This is a genomic window from Lentzea sp. NPDC102401 (genome assembly GCF_044765805.1).
GTDB lineage: Bacteria > Actinomycetota > Actinomycetes > Mycobacteriales > Pseudonocardiaceae > Lentzea > Lentzea sokolovensis.
Genome location: NZ_JBIWKS010000002.1, coordinates 407,506 through 429,467, shown reverse-complemented (window position 1 = coordinate 429,467; position 21,962 = coordinate 407,506). Strand labels below are relative to the sequence as shown.

Here is a 21,962-nt window from a genome sequence, read left to right as displayed (position 1 = left end):
GCAACGGCCGTGCGGTCCGCGACGTCGCACGCCACGATTTCCGCGCCCAGTTCCTCCTGGAGCTGGGCGGCTCCCGGTGCGTCGAGACCGCGCCTGCTGACCAGCACGATCTTCTCGACGCCGCGCTGCTTGAGGTCGCGGGCGACATGCGTGCCGAGCGCGCCCGTGCCACCGGTGACGATCACGGTGTCGTGCGGCTCCCACCTCGCCTCGGTAGGCTGAGCAGCGTCGTAGCGCCTGGCGAACACGCCTTCAGACCGGATCTCGACCTCGGCCTCGTCGCCGGCGAGCACCGCCGCCAACTCGGCGACGTCACCGGTCACGTCGACCAGACCGCCCCATTGCGCGGGCAGCTCCAGCGCCGCCACGCGCCCGAGGCCCCAGACCGCGCTCTGCGTCGCGCTGGTCGCCGCACCTCGCGTGACCGCCCAGATCGGTGCGCTCACACCCTTGCGCGCCAACGACTGGATCAGCTCCATCGTCGCGATCACGCCGTGCGGTACGCCGTTCTCGTCGGCGTCGCCGTCCAACGCGAGCAGCGACACGATGCCGTCGAACGGCCTCTCCGGCACCTCCCTCACCACTGTGCCGTTGACGGCCGTCGCGACTTCGCGGGCGAAGTCGTCCTCGGCACCGAGCACGAGCCAGGTCCCGGAGATCGCGCCACGCGGAGTGATCCGCTCCCACGACTCGCGGTGCCGCCACGAATCCACAGTGGACTTGGCGCGGTCGACGGGTGTCGCGTCGAGCACGGTCGGCCAGTAGCGCTCGTGCTGGAACGCGTAGGTCGGCAGGTCGATCCGCCGCGCGCCCGTGCCTTCGAACAGCGCGCCCCAGTTCACGGTCGCGCCGCTGACGTGCAGGCGGGCGAGCCCGCCGACGAACGCCTGCTCCTCGCCGCGGTCCTTGCGCAGCAGCGGAATGCCGCTGACCATCGCCGACAGCACGCCGTCCGGTCCGATCTCCAGGAACGTGCTGCCGTCGAGCGCGCGCACCGTGTCGTGGAAGCGCACGGTCTCCCGCACGTGCCGCACCCAGTACTCGGATTGTTGAACAATCCCACCAGTCAACAACGGGATCGTCGGATTGTTGAACGAAATGCCGGCGATGGCCGCACGGAAGGCGTCCAGCATCGGCTCCATCAGCGGCGAGTGGAACGCATGGCTGACCTGAAGCTGCTTGACCTTGCGCGGACCAGATCCGGACGTAGGATCGTTGAGTTGTTCAACAATCCTACGGGTCTCTTGTCCAACGCCCGCGATGACCACGGCGTTCGGGCCGTTGACCGCAGCGATGGACACGCCCTCGGTGAGCAGCGGGGTGATCTCCTCCTCGGCGGCCTCGATCGCGACCATCGCGCCGCCGGTCGGCAGTGCCTGCATCAGCGAGGCGCGCGCGGAGATCAGCGTGCACGCGTCCTCGAGGCTGAACACTCCGGCGACGTGCGCGGCCGCGATCTCGCCGATCGAGTGCCCCGCGAGCCTGTCGGCCTTGATGCCGAACGACTCCGCGAGCCGGTACAACGCCACTTCCAGTGCGAGGATCGCGGGCTGGGCGTTGCCGGTCTGGTCCAGCGCGTCCGCGTCCTCGCCCCACATGATCGACCGCAACGCCGGGTCGAGGTGCGCGAGCACGGCGTCGAAGGCGTCCGCGAACACGGGGAACCGCTCGTACAGGTCCCGGCCCATGCCGAGCCGCTGCGATCCCTGCCCCGTGAACAGCAGCGCCAGGTCGCGCTCGCCCGCCTCTCCCCTGGCGATCTCCACGCCGTCCACCAGCACCACCCGGTGCTCGAACGCACTGCGCGACACCGCCAGCGAATAGGCCAGATCGAGCTGCGAAGCGTCGACCGCACCGAGGCCCGCGAGCTGATCGGCCAGCGCCTCCTCCGACCGGCCCGACACCACGAGCGGCACCACCGAGGCGGTCGCCGTGACCTCGGGGGCCACGGCCGCGAACTCCGGCGCCTCTTCGATGATCACGTGCGCGTTCGTGCCCGAGACACCGAACGACGAGACACCAGCACGGCGCACGTGGCCGTTCGCGGGCCAGTCCCGGCGCTCGGTGAGCAGTTCGACGTTGCCGGTCCGCCATTCCACGTTGGACGACGGCGCGTCGACGTGCAGCGTCCGCGGCAGCACGCCGTTGCGCAGTGCCATGATCATCTTGATGACACCGGCGACACCGCCGGCGGACTGCGGGTGGCCGAGGTTCGACTTGATCGAGCCGAGCAGCAGCGGGGTCTCCCGGTTCTGCCCGTACGTCGCGAGCACGGCCTGAGCCTCGATCGGGTCACCCAGGGTCGTGCCCGTGCCGTGCGCTTCGACGGCGTCCACTTCGGACGGTGCCAGTCCGGCGTTCGCCAGCGCCTGCCGGATGACGCGCTGCTGCGACGGGCCGTTCGGCGCGGTCAGGCCGTTCGAGGCGCCGTCCTGGTTGACCGCCGAACCGCGCAGCACGGCCAGCACCTCGTGGCCGTGACGACGAGCGTCCGACAAGCGTTCCAGCAGCACCACACCGGCGCCTTCGGACCAGCCGGTGCCATCGGCGGACTCCGCGAACGCCTTGCAGCGGCCGTCCGGCGCGAGTCCGCCGGCCGCCGTGAACGCCGAGTAGGCGTTCGGCGTGGTCATCACCGCGACACCACCGGCCAGCGCGAGGTCGCACTCACCGTTGCGCAGAGCCTGTGCGGCCCAGTGCATCGCGACCAGCGACGACGAACAGGCCGTGTCGATCGTGACGGCCGGGCCTTCGAGGCCGAGCAGGTAGGAGATGCGGCCGGACAGCACCGACGCGGAGAACGCCGTCGTCGCGTACGGGCCGGTCTCCTCCAGCGAGCGGTTGAGCAGCGACTCGTAGTCCTGGCCGGTGGTGCCGACGAAGACGCCGGTCAGGCTGCCCTTCAACGACGTCGGGTCGATGCCCGCGCGTTCCAGCGCCTCCCACGAGGTCTCCAGGAGCAGGCGCTGCTGCGGGTCCATCACGACGGCCTCGCGTGGCGAGATGCCGAAGAAGCCCGCGTCGAAGTCGGCGACGGCGTCGAGGAAACCACCCTCGAACGTCGCACTGGCGAGCCGCTCCAGGTCCCAGCCGCGGTCGGCAGGGAACCGCGAGATCACGTCCCGTCCCTCGAAGACCAGTTCCCACAACGCTTCCGGCGTAGTCACGCCTCCGGGGTAGCGGCAGCCGATGCCGACGATCGCGATCGGGTCGTCGGTGGCGATCGTGGCCGCGCGGACCTCGATCTGGTGCGTTCCACCGAACAGTTCGTCACGCAGGTGCTGCGACAGAGTGGTCGCGGTCGGGTAGTCGAAGACGAGGGTGGCGGGCAGTGCGAGTCCGGTCGCGGTCTTCAACCGGTTGCGCATCTCGACCGCGGTGACCGAGTCGAAGCCGAGCTCGCGGAACGCGCGGGCCACCGGGACCTGCTCGCTTTCCTGGTAGCCCAACGTCTTCGCCGCTTCGGTGCGAACGAGGCCGAGCAGTGCGCGGTCGCGTTCGGCCTCGGTCAACCGGGAGAGGCGCTGCTTGAGCTCCGACTCCTCGACGACCTCGTCGGCCAGCGCCGCACGCACCTCGGCGATGCCGCTGAGCAGCGGGCTCGGGCGTTCCGCGGTGAAGCTCGGCGCGAACCTGGCCCAGTCGATGTTGGTGACGGTGAGCTGGGTCTGATCGTCGGCGACGGCCTGGCGCAGCACCTTCATCGCGAGCTCCGGTGGCATCGCGTCGATGCCGATCCGTCGCAGCGCCTCGTACATGCCGTGATCGGCCGCCATACCGGCTTCCGCCCAGGCGCCCCAGGCGATCGACGTCGCCTTCAGACCCTGCGACCGGCGCAGGTGAGCGAGGCCGTCGAGGTAGGCGTTGGCCGCGCCGTACGCGGGTTGGCCACCACTGCCCCAGCTCGCCGCACCCGACGAGAACAGGATGAAACGGGCCTGTGGCGCGAGTTCGTGCAGATGTCGGGCCGCGGTGATCTTCGTGTCGAGCAACGCGGTGACGTTCCCGTACTGGATCTCGTCGATCGGGGCGTCGCCGGTGCCGATGCCCGCCGCGTGCACGACCGTCGTGAGGTCGTCGATGCCCGCCAGCAGAGCCGCCAGGGCGTCCCGATCCGCCGCGTCACAGGCCGCGATCGTGACGCGGGTGGTCGTTTCGAGCTCTGCCTTGAGTTCGGCCGCACCGGGTGCGTCGAGGCCGCGGCGGCTGGTGAGCACCAGGTGCTCGGCGCCGGCCTCGGCCATCCAGCGGGCGACGTGGCCGCCGAGCGCGCCCGTGCCACCGGTGATCAGCACGGTGCCGGACGCCTGGAAGTCCGGGCTGTGGTGAGCGTTCGTGCGGATGAGACGGCGGGCGAACACGCCGTTCTCACGGATCGCGACCTGGTCCTCCGTGCCGGTCAACGCGGCCGCGAACCGTTGTGCGGCCTTGTCGTCCAGCGAAGCGGGCAGGTCGATCAGGCCGCCCCAGCGGCGGGGCAGGTCGAGTGCGGCGACACGGCCGAGGCCCCAGATCGCGGTCTGCGCCGGGTCAACCTGCTCGCCGCCGACCGCGACGGCGTTGCGGGTGACGGCCCAGATCGGCGCGCTGACACCGGCTTCCGCCAGTGCCTGGACCAGCGTGATCGTCGCCTGCAAGCCGGTCATCGCGATGACGCCGTCGATCGTTTCGGGCAGGCACGCGGCGAGGTCGGCGCGGGTGATCTGCTCGTCGACGTCGAGGTGAACGGCGTCGAGCGCGTCGATCACGTCCTGAGCGACCGTGCCGGACGTGACGACCAGCCAGGAGCCGGTCGGCGTTCCGCTGACGGTGACCGGGGTCCACTGGTCGCGGTACCGCCAGGTGTCCATTGTGGATTCTGACTTGCGGCGGTTGCGCCACTGAGCGAGCGTGTGCGCGACGCCCTGCCCGACGCCCATGTCCTCCAGGCCGCCGTTGTCCACGAGTTCCCAGAACTCGGCGTCGACCGGGTCGGAGGTGTCCTTGACGAGCGGTTCGGGCCAGAACCTCTGGTGGTCGAACGGATAGGTCGGCAGCGCGACGGTTCGGCCACCCGGGTACCGCCACCGGACGTCGAGACCCGCGACCCACGCCTCGGCGAGCGAGGTGGTGAACCGGCGGTTGCCTCCCTGGTCACGGCGCAGCGACCCGATGGCGACGATCTCGGTGCCGATCGCTTCCGCTGTCTGTTGCGCGGGCAGCATCAGCACGGGGTGCGCGCTCGACTCGATCAGCACGCGGTGGCCGTCCGCGACGAGCTTCTCGACCACCTTCGCGAAGCTGACGGGCTGCCGGGCGTTCTGGAACCAGTACTCGGCGTCGAGGGTCGTGGTGTCGATGCGCCCGGCCGTGACGGTCGAGTAGAACGGCACGGTGCCGGGCTGCGGCGTGATGTCCGCGAACAGGTCGAGGATCTGGCCGCGCAGGCGGTCGACCTGTGCGCAGTGCGAGGCGACGGTCGAGCCGATCACGCGAGCCCGGATGTCCTGGGCGACACAGCTTTCCACGAACTTCTCGAGCGCGGGGACGTCGCCGGCGACCGTGCAGGCGTGCGGACTGTTGACGCCCGCGATCGCCAGCTCCGGCGGCAGCAGCTTCTCGACTTCCGGCGCGGGCAACGCGATGCTCGCGACGGCGCCGTTGCCGACGAGTTCGTCCGCGAACAGCTGCGACCGCCTGACCACGATCCGCGCGGCCTGGTCGAGGGTGAGCGCACCGGCGATGTAGGCGGCGGCGATCTCCCCCTGCGAGTGCCCGACGACCGCCGCGGGCTCGACGCCGTTCGCGCGCCACGTCTGAGCGAGCGAGATCATGATCGCGAACAGGGCGGGTTGCAGGACCTCGATGCTCTGGAGCAGCTCGGCCTCACCGCGCAGCACGTCGATGACCGACCACCCGACGTGCCCGGCGATCGCCCGGTCGGCCTCGGCCATCCACCGGGCGAACGTCTCGTCCTCGTCCAGCAGCGCGACCGCCATGCCGTGCCACTGGCTGCCCTGGCCGGGGAACACGAACACCGGCCCTGGCCCCGCGTCCGCGACCGCGCCTTCGACGACCTCGTCGCCGACGATCACCGCGCGCTGGTCGAACCTGCTACGGGCGGCCAGCGAGAATCCGACGTCGATCGGGTCACGCCCGCCGGCCACGAGCGCCTTGATCCGCTCGACCTGCGCCCGCAGCGAACCAGAAGACTTCGCGGACACCGCGAGCGGCACCGCGCCGACCTGGCTGCGAGGCCCCATCCCACTCAGCTCAGGGAGGTCTGACAATTCCGGAGCCTCGATGATGACGTGGGCGTTCGTGCCGCTGATGCCGAACGACGACACGCCGCCGCGACGCGGCCGGTCGACCGCGGGCCACTCGCGGGACGAGGTGAGCAGTTCGACGGCACCCGCGTCCCACTCGATGTGCGAGGACGGCGCGGACACGTGCAACGTCCGCGGCAGCACGCCGTGGCGCAGCGCCATGATCATCTTGATCACGCCGGCGACACCGGCCGCCGACTGGGTGTGGCCGATGTTCGACTTGATCGAGCCCAGGTAGAGCGGCTCGGCGCGGTCCTGCCCGTAGACGGCGAGCAGCGCCTGCGCCTCGATCGGATCGCCCAGCGAGGTGCCCGTGCCGTGCGCCTCGACGGCGTCGACGTCCAGCGGGGTCAGACCGGCGGACGTGAGTGCCGCGCGGATCACCCGCTGCTGCGACGGGCCGTTCGGCGCGGTCAGGCCGTTGGACGCGCCGTCCTGGTTGACCGCGGTGCCCTTCAGCACGGCGAGGACGTTGTGACCGTTGCGCAGGGCGTCCGACTGGCGTTCCAGCACCAGCAGGCCGACGCCCTCGGAGAAGCCGGTGCCGTCCGCGCCTTCGGAGAACGCCTTGCAGCGGCCGTCCGGCGAGACGCCGCGCTGCCGGGAGATCTCGACGAACGTCGCCGGCGTCGACATCACCGCGACACCACCGGCGAGCGCCAGCGACGACTCCCCCGTCCGCAGCGACTGCGCCGCGAGATGCATTGCCACCAAAGAGGAAGAACAGGCGGTGTCGATCGTGACGGCCGGACCTTCCAGACCGAGCACATAGGACACTCGGCCGGACGCGACCGACGGGGACGAGCCGGTGCCGTGATGGCCCTCGAACTCACCGCCGAGCAGCTGCGCGTAGTCGTTGTACATGACGCCCGCGAACACGCCGGTGTCGCTGCCGCGCAACGAGACCGGGTCGATCCCGGCACGTTCGAACGCCTCCCACGCGGTCTCCAGCAGCAGGCGCTGCTGCGAGTCCGTCGCGAGGGCCTCCCGCGGCGACATGCCGAAGAACGCCGGGTCGAACTCGCCCGCGTCGTGCAGGAAGCCGCCGAGACGCGTCGAGGAGGTGCCGATGTCGTTGCCGGAGAACAGGGTGTCGAGGTCCCAGCCGCGGTCGGACGGGAACTCGGAGATCGCGTCCGTGCCGTCCAGCACGAGCCGCCAGAGGTCCTCGGGCGTGCTGACCCCGCCGGGGAACCGGCAGGCCATGCCGACGACGACGATCGGGTCGTCGTCCGACACCGTCCGCGTCGTGACGACACCGCCGCCGTCCGCGCCGAACAGTTCGTCACGCAGGAACGTCGCGAGCACGTGAGCGGTCGGGTAGTCGAACACCAGGGTCGCGGGCAGCCGCAGTCCGGTGACCGCGGTGAGGCGGTTGCGCAGGTCGACGGCGGTCAACGAGTCGAACCCGAGGTCGCGGAACGCCCGCGAGGCGTCGAAGCCCTCCAACGCCAGCACAGCGCTGACCTGCGCGCGGATCAGGTCGAGCACCGCGTCGAGGCGCTCGGCGTCGCCCAGCGGGCGCAGCTTCGCGGCCAGCCCCGTCGCCGCGTCCGAACCGGCGACCGCGCGGCGAGCACGTGTCCGGATCAGGCCGCGCAGCAACGCGGGAACCTCACCCTGTGCCCTCAGCGCCGCGAGGTCGAGGCGTGCGGGCAGCAGCACCGCTTCCCCGGTCGCGAGCGCCGCGTCGAACAACGCGGTGCCCTGCGCCGGTGTGATCGGTGGCATTCCGGCGCGCACCAGGCGTTCCCGGTCGGCGTCGGTCAGCGAACCGGTGAGACCGACCGTCGCCTCCCACGTGCCCCAGGCCAGCGAGACGGCGTTGCCGCGGTGCTCGGCGAGCGCGTCGAGGAACGCGTTGCCCGCCGCGTAGTTGCCCTGGCCCGCGCCGCCGAGAATGCCGGCGGCGGAGGAGAAGAACACGATCCTGGCGTCGGGCAGCAACTCGTGCAGGTGCCACGCGGCGTCGACCTTGGGCCGCAACACCGTGTCGAACTGCTCGGGTGTGAGCGATTCGATCACGCCGTCGTCCAGCACTCCGGCGGTGTGCACGACCGACTTGATGGGGTGCTTCTTCAGCAGACGCTGCAATGCCTTGCGGTCACTGACATCGCACTTGACGACCTTGACGGCCGCGTCCACCTCCCAGTCGGGCCTGCGACCGCTCCTGCTGGCCAGGATCAGCTCCGTGACGCCGTGCTCGGCGACGAGGTGCTGGGCGATCACGCCACCGAGCCCGCCCGCACCGGTGATCAGCACCGGGCTCTCCCAGACGGTCTCCTGGGCCGCCGCGACGCGCTGGAGCCGTGGCGCGAAGAGCTGACCCTGCCTGATGCGCACCTGCGGTTCGTCCGTGGCAAGCGCCTGCGGCAGAACGGCTTCGTCGTCGATGTCGGCCAGCACGAACCGGCCGGGGTGTTCGGTCTGCGCCGACCGCACCAGGCCCCACACGGCCTGCCCGGCCAGATCCCCCTCGCGGGTCACGAATGCCAGCCGCTCGGTGCGTTCGCCGGAGATCCACTCCTGGAGCTTGGCGAGCACTCGCGTCGTCAGCGTGCGCGTCGACTCGATGACGTCGCCGTCGCCTGCGACGTGCTCGATGACGACGTTCTCCGCGGCGTCGGACGGCAACGCGGCAGGCGTCCACTCGATGCGGAACAGCGAGTCGCGGTCGACCTCGTTGCGCGGCAACGCGACGGGCCGCACGACGAGCGCCTCGACGGTCGCGACCGGCTGACCGGTGGTGTCGGCGAGCGCGATCTCCATCGCGTCACCGTGGGAGCGCAGCCGAACCCGCAGCTCCGTCGCACCGGTGGCGTGCAGAGACACGCCTTCCCACGAGAACGGCAGCCCGGCGCCGTCCTTCGCGAGCAACGCGGCGTGCAGCGCGGAGTCCAGCAACGCCGGGTGCAGGCCGAAGCCCGTGGTCTCCTCGGACGTGGTGACCTCGGCGTACACGTCGTCGCCGGAACGCCACACCGCCCGCAGGCCCTGGAACGCGGGCCCGTACTCGAAGCCCATGTCCGCGAAGCGCTCGTAAGCTCCTTCGACGTCAACGCTTTCGGCTTGAGGCGGCCAGATGGACGCATCGAAGTCGCTGGTAGCGCTGCCAGTCGACACCGTTCCGGACGCGTGCTGCGTCCACGGCGCGTCGTTCTCGATGCGCGAGTAGATCGCGATCTGGCGGCGTCCGCTCGCGTCCTCGGCCTTCACCGCGACCTGCAGTTGCACTGATCCGTCGAGGACGAGCGGTGCGGAGATCGTGAGCTCGTCGAGCTGCTCGCAGCCGACCTCGTCACCCGCCCGGACCGCGAGTTCGACGAATGCCGTGCCAGGCAACAGAACAGTCCCATTGACGGCGTGATCCGCGAGCCATGGGTGTGAGTGCGCCGACAGCCTCGACGTGAACAGCACGTCCTCGCTGCCCGCGACGCTGACCGCGGCTCCGAGCAGCGGGTGCTCGCCGGGCCGTACCTGCCGGGACGGCCAGAACCGCCGTCGCTGGAACGCGTAGGTGGGCAGGTCGATCAGCTCACCGCCGGGGAAGTCCCACCGGACGTCGAGCCCTCGCACGTGAGCCTGCGCGAGAGCGATGGGCAGGTGGCCGCCTTCGTTGCGCCGCAACGTTCCGAGCACGACGGCCTCGGTGTCGTGGTGCTCGACGGTCTGCTCGACACCGAACGTCAGCACCGGGTGCGCGCTCGGCTCGACGAAGAACCGGAAACCGTCGCGCAGCAGGGCGCTGGTGGCGTTCTGGAACTCGACGGTCTGCCGCAGGTTCGTGAACCAGTAGCCGGCGTCCATGATCGTGGTGTCGATGGGTTCGCCGGTCACCGTGGAGTACAACGGAATCGTGCCGGTGCGCGGCCGCAGCTCCGCCAGATCAGCCAGCACGCGTTCACGGATCGCCTCGACCTGCGGGGTGTGCGAGGCGTAGTCGACCGCGATCATGCGCGCCCGGATGCCCTGCGTCTCGCACTCCAGCACGATCTCCGCGAGCGCCTCGACCTCGCCCGCGACGACCGTGGCGCGAGGCCCGTTCACGGCCGCGACCGCGACCCGGTCCTCGAAGCGCGCGATCCGCGGCCGCACCTCGTCCACCGGCAACGGCACCGACAGCATGCCGCCCTTGCGCGACAACGCCTCGTCGACGGCCTGCGAGCGCAGCGCGACCACCCGTGCCGCGTCGTCGAGGGTGAGCGCCCCGGCGACGGCCGCCGCCGCGATCTCACCCTGCGAGTGGCCGACGACCGCCTGCGGCTCGACGCCGTGCGAACGCCAGACCTCGGCCAGCGACACCATGACCGCCCACAGCACGGGCTGCACGACGTCGACCTGGTCCAGCGGCAGTTCGTCGCGGAGGACCTCGATCAACGACCAGTTCACGAACGGCCGCAGCGCCGCGTCGCACTCGGCGATCTTCTGGGCGAACACCTCGTTGGTGGCGAGCAGTTCGCTACCCATGCCGACCCACTGCGAGCCCTGGCCGGGGAACACGAACACGGTCTTGCCCGCGGTCGTGACCTGGCCGGTGACGACGTCCTCGCCGAGGACGACCGCGCGGTGCTCGAACGCCGTCCGCGCGGCCAGCGTGAACCCGACGTCGACCGGGTCGGCTTCGACCGCGCGGATCCGCTCGACCTGGGCTTCCAACGCCTCCGCGGACTTCGCCGACACCAGCCACGGCACCGGACCAGCCGGTGACTGCACCGGCCGGGCTTCGGGAAGACTCGGCGCTTCCAGGATCACGTGCGCGTTCGTGCCCGAGACGCCGAACGACGAGACACCGGCGCGACGCGGGCGGGCGACGGAAGGCCACTCGCGCGTCGAGGTCAGCAGTTCGACGGCGCCGGCCTCCCAGTCGACGTGCGACGACGGCTCGGTGATGTGCAGGGTGCGCGGCAGCACGCCGTGGTGCAGCGCCTGCACCATCTTGATCACCGACGCGACACCGGCGGCGGCCTGCGAGTGGCCGATGTTCGACTTGACGGAGCCGAGCAGCAGCGGTTCGTCGCGGTCCTGGCCGTACACGGCGAGCAGGGCCTGAGCCTCGATCGGGTCGCCCAGCGGCGTTCCGGTGCCGTGCGCCTCGACGGCGTCGACATCGGCGACGGTGAGACCGGCGGAAGCCAGGGCGGCGCGGATGACTCGTTGCTGTGACGGGCCGTTCGGGGCGGTCAGGCCGTTGGACGCGCCGTCCTGGTTGACCGCGGATCCACGGACGACCGCGAGGATGCGATGGCCGTTGCGCAGCGCGTCGGACTGGCGTTCCAGCACGACCTGGCCGATGCCCTCGGCCCAGCCGACACCGTCCGCCGAGTCGGAGAACGCCTTCGAGCGCCCGTCCTCGGAAACGCCGCGCTGCCGGGAGAACTCGATGAACGTCGACGGTGTGGACATCACCGTCACGCCGCCGGCCAGCGCGAGCGAGCACTCCCCCGACCGCAGCGACTGGATCGCCCAGTGCATCGCGACCAGTGACGACGAGCACGCCGTGTCGACCGTGACGGCGGGGCCCTCGAGCCCGAACACGTAGGACACGCGGCCCGAGGCGACGCTGCCCGCGCTGCCCTGGCCCTGGTGTCCCTCCATGTCGCCGCCACCGACTACGGACTGGTAGTCGTTGTACATCAGGCCGGTGAACACGCCGGTCGCGCTGCCCCGCAACGACGCCGGGTCGATTCCCGCGCGTTCCAGGGCCTCCCAGGCGGTCTCCAGCAGCAGGCGCTGCTGGGTGTCGGTCGCCAGCGCCTCCCGCGGTGACATGCCGAAGAACGACGGATCGAACTCGGCCGCGTCGTGCAGGAAACCGCCGGACCGCGTGTAGGAGGTGCCGATGTGGTCGGGATCCGGGTGGTAGAGGCCTTCGAGGTCCCAGCCGCGATCGGACGGGAACCCGGTGACGGCGTCGACCTCGTCCATCACGAGCCGCCACAGCTCTTCCGGAGTCGTGACGCCGCCGGGATAGCGGCAGGCCATGCCGACGATCACGATCGGATCGTCCGAAGTGGACACCAGCGCGGGCAGGTTCGGCGTGACGGCGACGGCTCCGAGCAACTCGTCGCGCAGGTAGGACGCCAGCGCGCCGGACGTCGGGTAGTCGAAGATCAGCGTCGCGGGCAGGCGGATGCCGGTCGACGCGGTGAGGCGGTTGCGCAGTTCGACGGCGGTCAGCGAGTCGAAACCGAGGTCGCGGAACTGCTGCGCCGGGTCGATCACCTGGGCGTTGACGTGGCCGAGAACCCCGGCGACCTCCACGCGGACGACGTCGAGCAGCGCTTCGAACCGGTCGGTCTCGGACAGTGCGGAGAGCCGCGCGACGAGGGTGACAGCGGTGTCCGAGCCGGCGACCGAACGCTTCGAGCGCGTCCGGACCAGGCCGCGCAGCACCGGCGCCACCTCGCCCTTGGCCCGCAGCACGGCGAGGTCGAGCCGGAACGGTGCCAGCGCGCCGCCGCCGTGTGCAATGGCCGTGTCGAACAGCTCCACGCCCTGCTCCACCGAAATCGGCGGCATGCCGGCGCGACGCATGCGTTCGACGTCCACTTCGGACAGATGCCCGGCCATGCCGCCTTCCCAGGCGCCCCAGGCGAGCGAGACGGTGTTCGGCCGGAGTTCTGCGAGCGCGTCGAGGAACGCGTTCGCCGCCGCGTAGTTGCCCTGGCCGGCGCTGCCGAGCGTTCCGGCGACGGACGAGAACAGCACGAACCGGTCCAGGTCGCCCGCCAGTTCGTGCAGGTGCCACGCGGCGTCGACCTTGGGCTTGAGCACGGTCGCGAGGCGCTCCGGCGTCAGCGACTCGATCACGCCGTCGTCCAGCACGCCGGCGGCGTGCACGATCGACCGGACCGGGTACTTCTTCACCAGCTTCCGCACGGCCTTGCGGTCCGACACATCGCACTTGGCGACGGTGACGCGCGCGTCCAGTTCGGTGACCCATTCGGGCTTCTCGCCGCGTCGGCTGACCAGCACCAGGTCCTCGACGCCCTGTGCGACGAGGTGTTTCGCGATGACGCCGCCCAGTCCACCGGTGCCGCCGGTGATCAGCACCGGCCCCTGCCAGGTGACCTCGCTCCGCACACCGGCCGCCCGCGCGAGCCTGGCGGCTTTCACCACGCCGTCGCGGATGATCAGCTCGGGCTCGTCGATGCCCGACGCCCGTGCGACGAACTCGCCGGAGTCGGTGTCGATGATGCCGAACCGGCCGGGGTGCTCGGTCTGCGCCGACCGCACGAGGCCCCGCACCGCCGCGCCCGCCAGGCATCCCTGGCCGGTGACGAACACGAGCTTCTCGGGCCGTTCGGTGGCGATCCACTCCTGCAGCCGCGCCAGTGCCTGCGCCACGAGCGCGTGCGTGGCCTGGACGACCTCGCCGTCGGCGACGACGTGCTCCACCACGACGTCCGCGGCGGGTTCGGCGGGCAGACCGACCTCGACCCAGTCCAGCTGGAACAGCGAGTCGCGGTCACTCGTGCTGAGCTGCTCGGCCGAGACGGCGCGCACCGCCAGCGCGTCCACCGACGCGACCGGTGCGCCGGTGGTGTTGGCGAGCGCGATGGCGAGGCTGTCGCCGTCACGGGTCAGCTTCACGCGCAACGCCGTCGCGCCCGTCGCGTGGAGCTGGACACCCTCCCACGAGAACGGGAGCCCGGCACTGTCGTCGACGAGCAACGCCGCGTGCAACGCGGAGTCGAGCAGCGCGGGGTGCAGCCCGAAGCCGCTCACCGACACGCCCTCGGGCAACGCGACCTCGGCGAACACGGTGTCGCCGCTACGCCACGCCGCCCGCAGTCCCTGGAACGCGGGTCCGTACTCGAACCCGTTCTCCGCGAACCGCTCGTAGGCGTCCGCGATGTCGATCGCATCGGCGCGCGGCGGCCATTCGCCGACCTCAGCGACGGTTCCGCCGGATCCGAGCACACCGGTGGCGTGCTCCGTCCACGGCTCGTCGGCCGCGGCCTCAGCGCGTGAGTAGATGGTGATCGAGCGGCGGCCGTTCTCCTCGACGCCCACGATCAGCTGAACCTGGACGCCGCCGCTCTCCGGCAGCACCAGCGGCGCGGCGAGCGTGAGCTCCTCGACGCGATCCAGCCCGACCTCGTCGGCCGCCCGGACCGCCAGCTCGACCAGCGCCGCGCCCGGCACGAGCACAGCGCCGTGCACGGTGTGATCAGCGAGCCAGGAGCGGCGCGACAGCCGAGCCGTGAACAGGTAGCCAGCGCCACCCGCGAGCTCGACAGCCGCACCGAGCAGCGGGTGCTCCACCGCGCCGAGCCCGGCCGACCTGACGTCGGACTTCGCGGTGTTCTCCGGCCAGTACGACTGGTGCTCGAACGCGTACGTCGGCACGTCGACGCGTCGACCGCCGGTGTACAGCTGCGACCAATCAACATTGATTCCGTTGACATGTACATGACCGAGTGCGGTCAACATTGATTCAACATCAGACTTGACCCGCGTCAACGTCGGAATCAACCCGTCAACCATCGCCGTCAACTGCGCGTCCGGCCCGACCTCGACCAGCGTCACGTCACCCAACCGCGTGACGTTGTCGTGGAACCGCACGGTGTCACGGACGTGATTGACCCAGTAGTCGACGGTCGTGACATCCCCGGATGTCGACATTCCGACAACAGGCTCGTGGAACGTCAGCCCACTGATCGCCTCACGGAAGTCATCGAGCATCGGCTCCATGAGCGGTGAGTGGAACGCGTGACTGACCTTCAGCCGCTTGTTCTTCCAGTTCTCCGCGAGGGCCAGGACCTCTGCCTCAACGCCGGCGATGACCACGGACCGAGGTCCGTTGACGGCGGCAATGGACACACCGTCGATCAGCTGAGCGCGCACCTCTTCCTCAGACGCGATCACCGACACCATCGCGCCACCGGACGGCAGCGCCTGCATGAGAGCGGCCCGCGTCTGGACCAGCTTGGCCGCGTCCTCAAGGCTGAGCACTCCGGCGACGTGCGCCGCGGCGATCTCACCGATGGAGTGCCCGGCGACCTGATCGGGCCGCACCCCGAACGACTCCAGCAACCGGAACAACGCCACCTCGACCGCGAAAATCCCGGGCTGCGCGACCCCGGTCTGGTCCAGCGCCTCGGCATCGTCGCCCCACATGATCTCGCGGACGCCTTGGAGATGCTCCAACACGTCGTCCAGCGCCCGCGCGAAGGCGGGGAACGCCTCGTACAGCTCGCGGCCCATGCCCAGCCGCTGCGACCCCTGCCCGGAGAAGACGAACGCGAGCGGCTTCCCGCTCGCCGCACCCTGGGCCACGACCTGGCCACCGAGCACCACGGCCCGGTGGTCGAAGGTCGTCTTCAGCGCGAGCGAGTACCCGATGTCCCGCGCATCGCCCTCCAGCGCGAGCACCCGGTCGATCTGCCCGTCCAGCGACGCCGCGGACTTCGCCGAGAGCAACCACGGCACCGCGCCACTCTGCGGAATCGATTCGGATTGCCCGGCCCCCAGGGGGCTGCGAGCCCCCATCTCAATCATCTCAGGCCGGTCTGACAGTTCTGGCGCGCTCGGAGCTTCCAAGATCACGTGCGCGTTCGTGCCCGAGACGCCGAACGACGAGACGCCGGCGCGACGCGGGCGGGACGCGGCCGGCCACTCGGTGGAGGTCGTGACCAGGGTGATGTCGCCGGCTTCCCAGTCCACGTGGGTGGAGGGCTCGTCCGCGTGCAGGGTGGCGGGGACGAGGCCGTGGTGCATCGCGTGCACCATCTTGATCACGCCTGCGACACCCGCGGCGGCCTGGGAGTGGCCGATGTTCGACTTGATGGAGCCGAGTAGAAGTGGTTCGGCGCGGTCCTGGCCGTAGGTGGCGAGGAGTGCCTGGGCCTCGATCGGGTCGCCCAGGGTCGTGCCGGTGCCGTGGGCTTCGACCACGTCGACGTCGGCGACCGACAGGCCCGCGGAGGCCAGGGCCGAGCGGATGACGCGTTGCTGGGAGGGGCCGTTGGGGGCGGTCAGGCCGTTCGAGGCGCCGTCCTGGTTGATGGCGGAGCCGCGCACGACGGCGAGGATGGTGTGGCCGTTGCGGATCGCGTCGGACTGGCGTTCCAGGACGAGGAGGCCCACTCCCTCGGACCAGCCCACGCCGTCCGCGGTGTCGGAGAAGGACTTGCAGCGGCCGTCGGCGGACAGGCCGCGCTGGCGGGAGAACTCGATGAACGTGGACGGGGTCGACATCACCGTGACGCCGCCGGCGAGAGCAAGGGTGCACTCACCGTTGCGCAGGGCCTGTGAGGCCAGGTGCAGTGCCACCAAAGACGAAGAGCAGGCGGTGTCGACCGTGACGGCCGGGCCCTCGAAGCCGAAGGTGTAGGAGACGCGGCCGGACGCGAACGTTCCGGCGCTGCCCATGCTCTGGTAGCCCTCGAACTCGCTGCCGCTGATCACGACCGAGTAGTCCGTGTACATGACGCCCGCGAAGACACCGGTCGCACTGCCGCGCAGGGAAACCGGGTCGATGCCGGCGCGTTCCAGGGACTCCCAGGCGGTTTCGAGCAGCAGGCGCTGCTGCGAGTCGGTCGCGAGGGCTTCACGCGGGGACATGCCGAAGAACGCCGGGTCGAACAGCGGTGCGTCGTGCAGGAAGCCGCCGGAGCGGGTGTACGAGGTGCCGATGTGGTCGGGATCCGGGTGGTAGAGCGCGTCGACGTCCCAGCCGCGGTTGGACGGCATGTCGGTGACGGCGTCGACACCGTCGACCACCAGGCGCCACAGGTCTTCCGGCGACGACACGCCTCCGGGGTAGCGGCAGGCCATGCCGACGATCACGATCGGGTCGTCGGAGACCGCGGAACGCGCCTGTGCCAGAGGAACGATCGTGTCAGCGCCGAAGAGTTCGTCGCACAGGTAGGAGGCGAGCACGCCGGCGTTCGGGTAGTCGAAGATCAGGGTCGCGGGCAGGCGCAGACCCGTGACGGCGGTGAGCTGGTTGCGGAGTTCGACGGCCGTGAGCGAGTCGAAACCCAGTGACTGGAAGGCGCGTCCGGGGTCGATCTCGTCGGTGCCCGCGTGCCCGAGGACGGTGGCGACCTGGCCGCGCACGAGGTCCAGCAACGCTTCCAGGCGCGCGGTGCCGTCGAGCGACGCCAGGCGTCCGGTGAGCGAGACGGCGGTGTCCGAGCCCGCGACGACACGGCGCGGACGGGTCTTGATCAGGCCGCGCAGCATCGGCGGGATGTCACCGCGGCCGCGCAGCACGGGCAGGTCGAGGCGCACGGGGACGGCGTTGCCGGCGGTGATGGCCGCGTCGAAGAGCTCGACGCCCTGCTCGACGGTGAAGCCCGGAATTCCGTTGCGCGCCATGCGTTCCGCGTCGGCACCGGACAGCATGCCCGCGATCCACGGGCCCCACGCGAGCGACGTGCCGGGCAGGCCGTTCGCGCGGCGGTGTTCCACGAGGCCGTCGAGGAACGCGTTGGCGGCGGCGTAGTTGCCCTGGCCCGCCGTGCCGATCGTGCCCGCGACCGAGGAGAACACGACGAAGGCGTCGACGTTCGTGGCCAGCTCGTGCAGGTGCCAGGCGGCGTCCACCTTGGGACGCAACACGGTGCCGAGGCGGTCGGGCGTCAGGGCCTCCACGATACCGTCGTCGAGGACGCCCGCGGTGTGCACGATCGCGCGAACCTCGTGGCGTGCCAGCAGATCGCCAACGGCGGCACGGTCGGAGACGTCGCACGTCTCGACGGTGACCTGTGCTCCCAGCGCTTCCAGTTCCGTGACGTCGGCCTCGCCGCGCCGGGAGACGAGCAGCAGGTCGCGGACGCCGTGCGTGGCAACGAGGTGGCGGGCGATCACGAGACCAAGTCCGCCGGTGCCTCCGGTGATGAGAACCTTGCCCTGCCAGGAGAACTCGCCGGCCGGGGTCAGGCGGGCCAGGCGCGGCACGAACACCTCGTTGCCGCGCAACCGGATCTGCGGCTCGTCCAGCGCGAAGACCTCCGCCGGAACGTCGCCGTCCGCCTCCACCAGCACGAAACGGCCTGGGTGTTCGGTCTGCGCCGACCGCACCAGGCCCCACACGGCCGCCGCGCCCAGGTCGCCGGGACGCGTGACGAACGCCAGGCGGTCCTGTCGTTCGTCGGCGATCCACTGCTGCAGGCGCGCGAGCACCCGCGAAGTCAGGGCGTGCGCGGACTCGATCGGAGTGCTCTCGGAGACGACGTGCTCGACCTCGGCCGCGGCGGTCTCGGTGGGAAGGGCGACGGGGGTCCAGTCGACGTGGAACAGGGCTTCGCGCGCGATTCCGGAGTCGTCGGCGGGGATCGGGCGGGTGACGAGCGAGTCGATCGAGATGACCGGGGTGCCGTGGGGATCCGTCGCGGTGATCGCGAACGACTCGCCCTGAGGCCGGATCCGCACGCGCAGCGCGGACGCACCGGTCGCGTGCAGCGAGACTCCTTGCCACGCGAACGGCATGCCTCCCTCGGACGTGCTGAGGTCGGCGGCGTGCAGCGCGGCGTCCAGCAGGGCGGGGTGCAGGCCGTAGCGGTCGGCCTCGGCTGCGATGGAGACCTCGGCGTAGACGTCGTCGCCGACTCGCCAGACCGCCTGGAGGCCTTGGAATGCCGGGCCGTACGCGAAGCCGTTGTCCGCGAACCGCTCGTAGAACTCTTCCAGAGAAACGGGTTCCGCTCCCTGTGGCGGCCACACCGACGTGTCGGGGGCGGTCGCGGTGCCGGACGTGAGGTAGCCGGTGCAGTGTTCGAGCCACGGCGTGTCCGGGTCGAGCCGTGAGTAGACGGCGAGGGAGCGGCGTCCTGTCGTGTCCTGGGCGCCGACCGCGACCTGGAGTTGCACCGGATCGTTGAGCACCAGCGGCGCGGAGAGGGTCAGTTCGTCCAGACGGTCGAGGCCGAGTTCGTCGGCGGCGCGCAACGCGAGTTCGACGAAAGCGGTTCCGGGGAACAGGATCCGGCCGCCGACGACGTGGTCCGCGAGCCACGGGTGGGTGGTGGCAGAGAGCCTGCTGGTGAACACGACTCCCTGGCCGTCGGCCAGTTCCATCGCCGCGCCGAGCAGCGGGTGGGAGACGGCGGTGAGGCCGAGTACGGAGGCGTCGGCGTTCTTCGGGGTCGACGGCCAGAAACGCTGGCGCTGGAACGCGTACGTCGGCAGGTCGATCCTGGTGGCGCCTTCGTAGAACGGCGTCCAGTCGACGTCGGTGCCCGCGACGTGGAGGCGGGCGAGCGCGGTGATCAGGGTCTGGGTTTCGGGGCGGTCCTTGCGCAGTGAGGGGATGCCGTCGACCAGCGCGGACAGCACGCCGTCGGGGCCGATCTCCAGGAACCTCCTGTCGCCCAGAGCTTGCACGGTGTCGTGGAAGCGGACCGCGGCGCGGACGTGGCGGACCCAGTAGCCGGCGTTCGCGACGTCGCCCAGGCCCGGAATGGTGGGCGCGTTGAAGGTCAGGTGTGCGATGGCGGCGCGGAAGTCGTCCAGCATCGGGTCCATCAGCGGCGAGTGGAACGCGTGGCTGACCTGGAGCTGCTTGGACTTGCGGTCCTCGAACCGGGCGACGACCGCGCGGGCTTCGTCTTCCGCACCGGCGACGACGAGCGAGTCCGGGCCGTTGATCGCGGCGATGGACACGCCCGCGGTGAGATGCGGGGTCACCTCGGTTTCGGTGGCCTGGAGCGCGATCATCACGCCGCCAGTGGGCAGGGCCTGCATGAGCCGGGCCCTGGCCTGGACGAGGGTGCAGGCGTCTTCGAGGCTGAGCACGCCCGCGACGTGCGCGGCGGCGATCTCGCCGATCGAGTGACCGGCGACGTGGTCTGCCTTGACCCCGAACTCCTGAAACAGACGGTAGAGCGCGACCTGCAGCGCGAAGATCGCGGGCTGCGCGGTACCGGTCTGGTCCAGGGCGTCGGCGTCGTCACCCCACATCGCGCTCACGTCGAGGTGCTGCGCGACCTCGTCGAACGCGCTGCGGAACGCGGGGAACGCCTCGTACAGTTCGCGGCCCATGCCGAGACGCTGGGAGCCCTGGCCGCTGAACAGCATCGCGAGCTGCTTCTCGCCGGCGATGCCGCGCGCGATCTCAGCGCCGTCGAGGAGGACCGCGCGGTGTTCGAACAGCGTCCGCACGGACAGGGCGTGGCCGATGTCCTTCGCGTCCGCGGTGACTTCCCGCAGCTGGGCGATCTGAGCGGTGAGCGCCGCCTCGGACTTGGCAGAAACGAGCCACGGCACGCTCGGAATCGATTCCGACTTGCTGGCCCCCAGGGGGCTTTCGGCCCCCATCTCTATCGTCTCAGGCAGGTCTGACAATTCCGGGGTGGGCGGCGCTTCCAGGATCAGGTGCGAGTTCGTGCCCGAGACGCCGAACGACGAGATGCCGATGCGGCGCGGGCGGTCGACGGGCGGCCACGGGGTCGCGGAGGTCAGCAGCGAGACCGAGCCCGCCGTCCAGTCGACGTGGGACGAAGGTGCGGTGATGTGCAGGGTGCGTGGCAGGACACCGTGCCGCATCGCCTGCACGACCTTGATCACCGAGGCGACGCCCGCCGCCGCCTGCGTGTGACCGATGTTGGACTTGATGGAGCCGATGTAGAGCGGGACGGCGCGGTCCTGGCCGTAGGTGGCGATCAGGGCGGCGGCCTCGATCGGGTCGCCCAGGGTGGTGCCGGTGCCGTGCGCTTCCACTGCGTCGACGTCGGCAGGCGCCAGACCGGCGGAGGCCAGCGCGGCGCGGATCACGCGTTGCTGCGACGGGCCGTTCGGTGCGGTCAGACCGTTGGAGGCACCGTCCTGGTTGACGGCCGAACCGCGCAGCAGCCCCAGCACCTGGTGGCCGGCGGCCACGGCGTCCGACAGCCGCTCCAGCACGAGCAGGCCGGCGCCCTCCGCCCAGCCGACGCCGTCGGCCGAGTCGGAGAAGGCCTTGCAGCGGCCGTCGGAGGCGAGGCCGCGTTGCAGGGTGAACTCGATGAACGAGCTCGGCGTGGCCATGATCGTCACGCCACCCGCCAGTGCCAGCGAGCACTCGCCGCCGCGCAAGGCCTGCATCGCGAGATGCATGGCGACAGAGGAAGAGGAGCAGGCGGTGTCGACGGAGACAGCGGGACCCTCGAAGCCGAACGTGTAGGAGAGACGGCCCGACAGCACGGACGCGATGAGGCCGGTGGAGGCGTGCCCGTCGCCGTCCACCGACACCAGGTCCGCGTAGTCCTGGCCGTTCGTGCCCACGAAGACGCCGGTCTGCGAGCCGCGCAACGCGGCAGGGTCCAGGCCCGCGCGTTCCAGGGCCTCCCACGTCAGCTCCAGCATCATGCGCTGCTGCGGGTCCATGCCCAGGGCCTCGCGCGGCGAGATGCCGAAGAAGCCGGCGTCGAACGACGCCAGGTCGCGCAGGAACCCGCCTTCCTGCGCCAGCGACTGATCACGCAGCGAGGACAGGTCCCAGCCGCGGTCAGCCGGGAACGGGGAGACCAGGTCCCGTTCGGAGACCACGGCCTCCCACAGCTGCTCGGGTGTGGTCACCCCGCCGGGAAAGCGGCACGACATGCCCACGATCGCGATGGGCTCGCTGTGCTTCTGCTCCAGTTCGAGGACGCGTTCGCGAGACCGGCGCAACTCGACCGTGACTCGCCTCAGGTAGTCGGCAACCTTGTCCTGCTGCTCTTCCTGCAC

The 21,962-nt window shown here is 70.7% G+C and carries 1 protein-coding gene (running past one end of the window); it reads right to left on the bottom strand.

Annotation, left to right across the window (positions count from 1 at the left end; all coding sequences use genetic code 11):
• Window positions 1-21,962 carry the 5' portion of a type I polyketide synthase gene (locus ACIRG5_RS07580; RefSeq protein ID WP_402901700.1) on the bottom strand. 5,326 nt of this gene lie to the left of the window's left edge, so the window shows 21,962 of its 27,288 coding nt (coding positions 1-21,962); its start codon is at window positions 21,960-21,962; its stop codon lies off the left edge, out of view.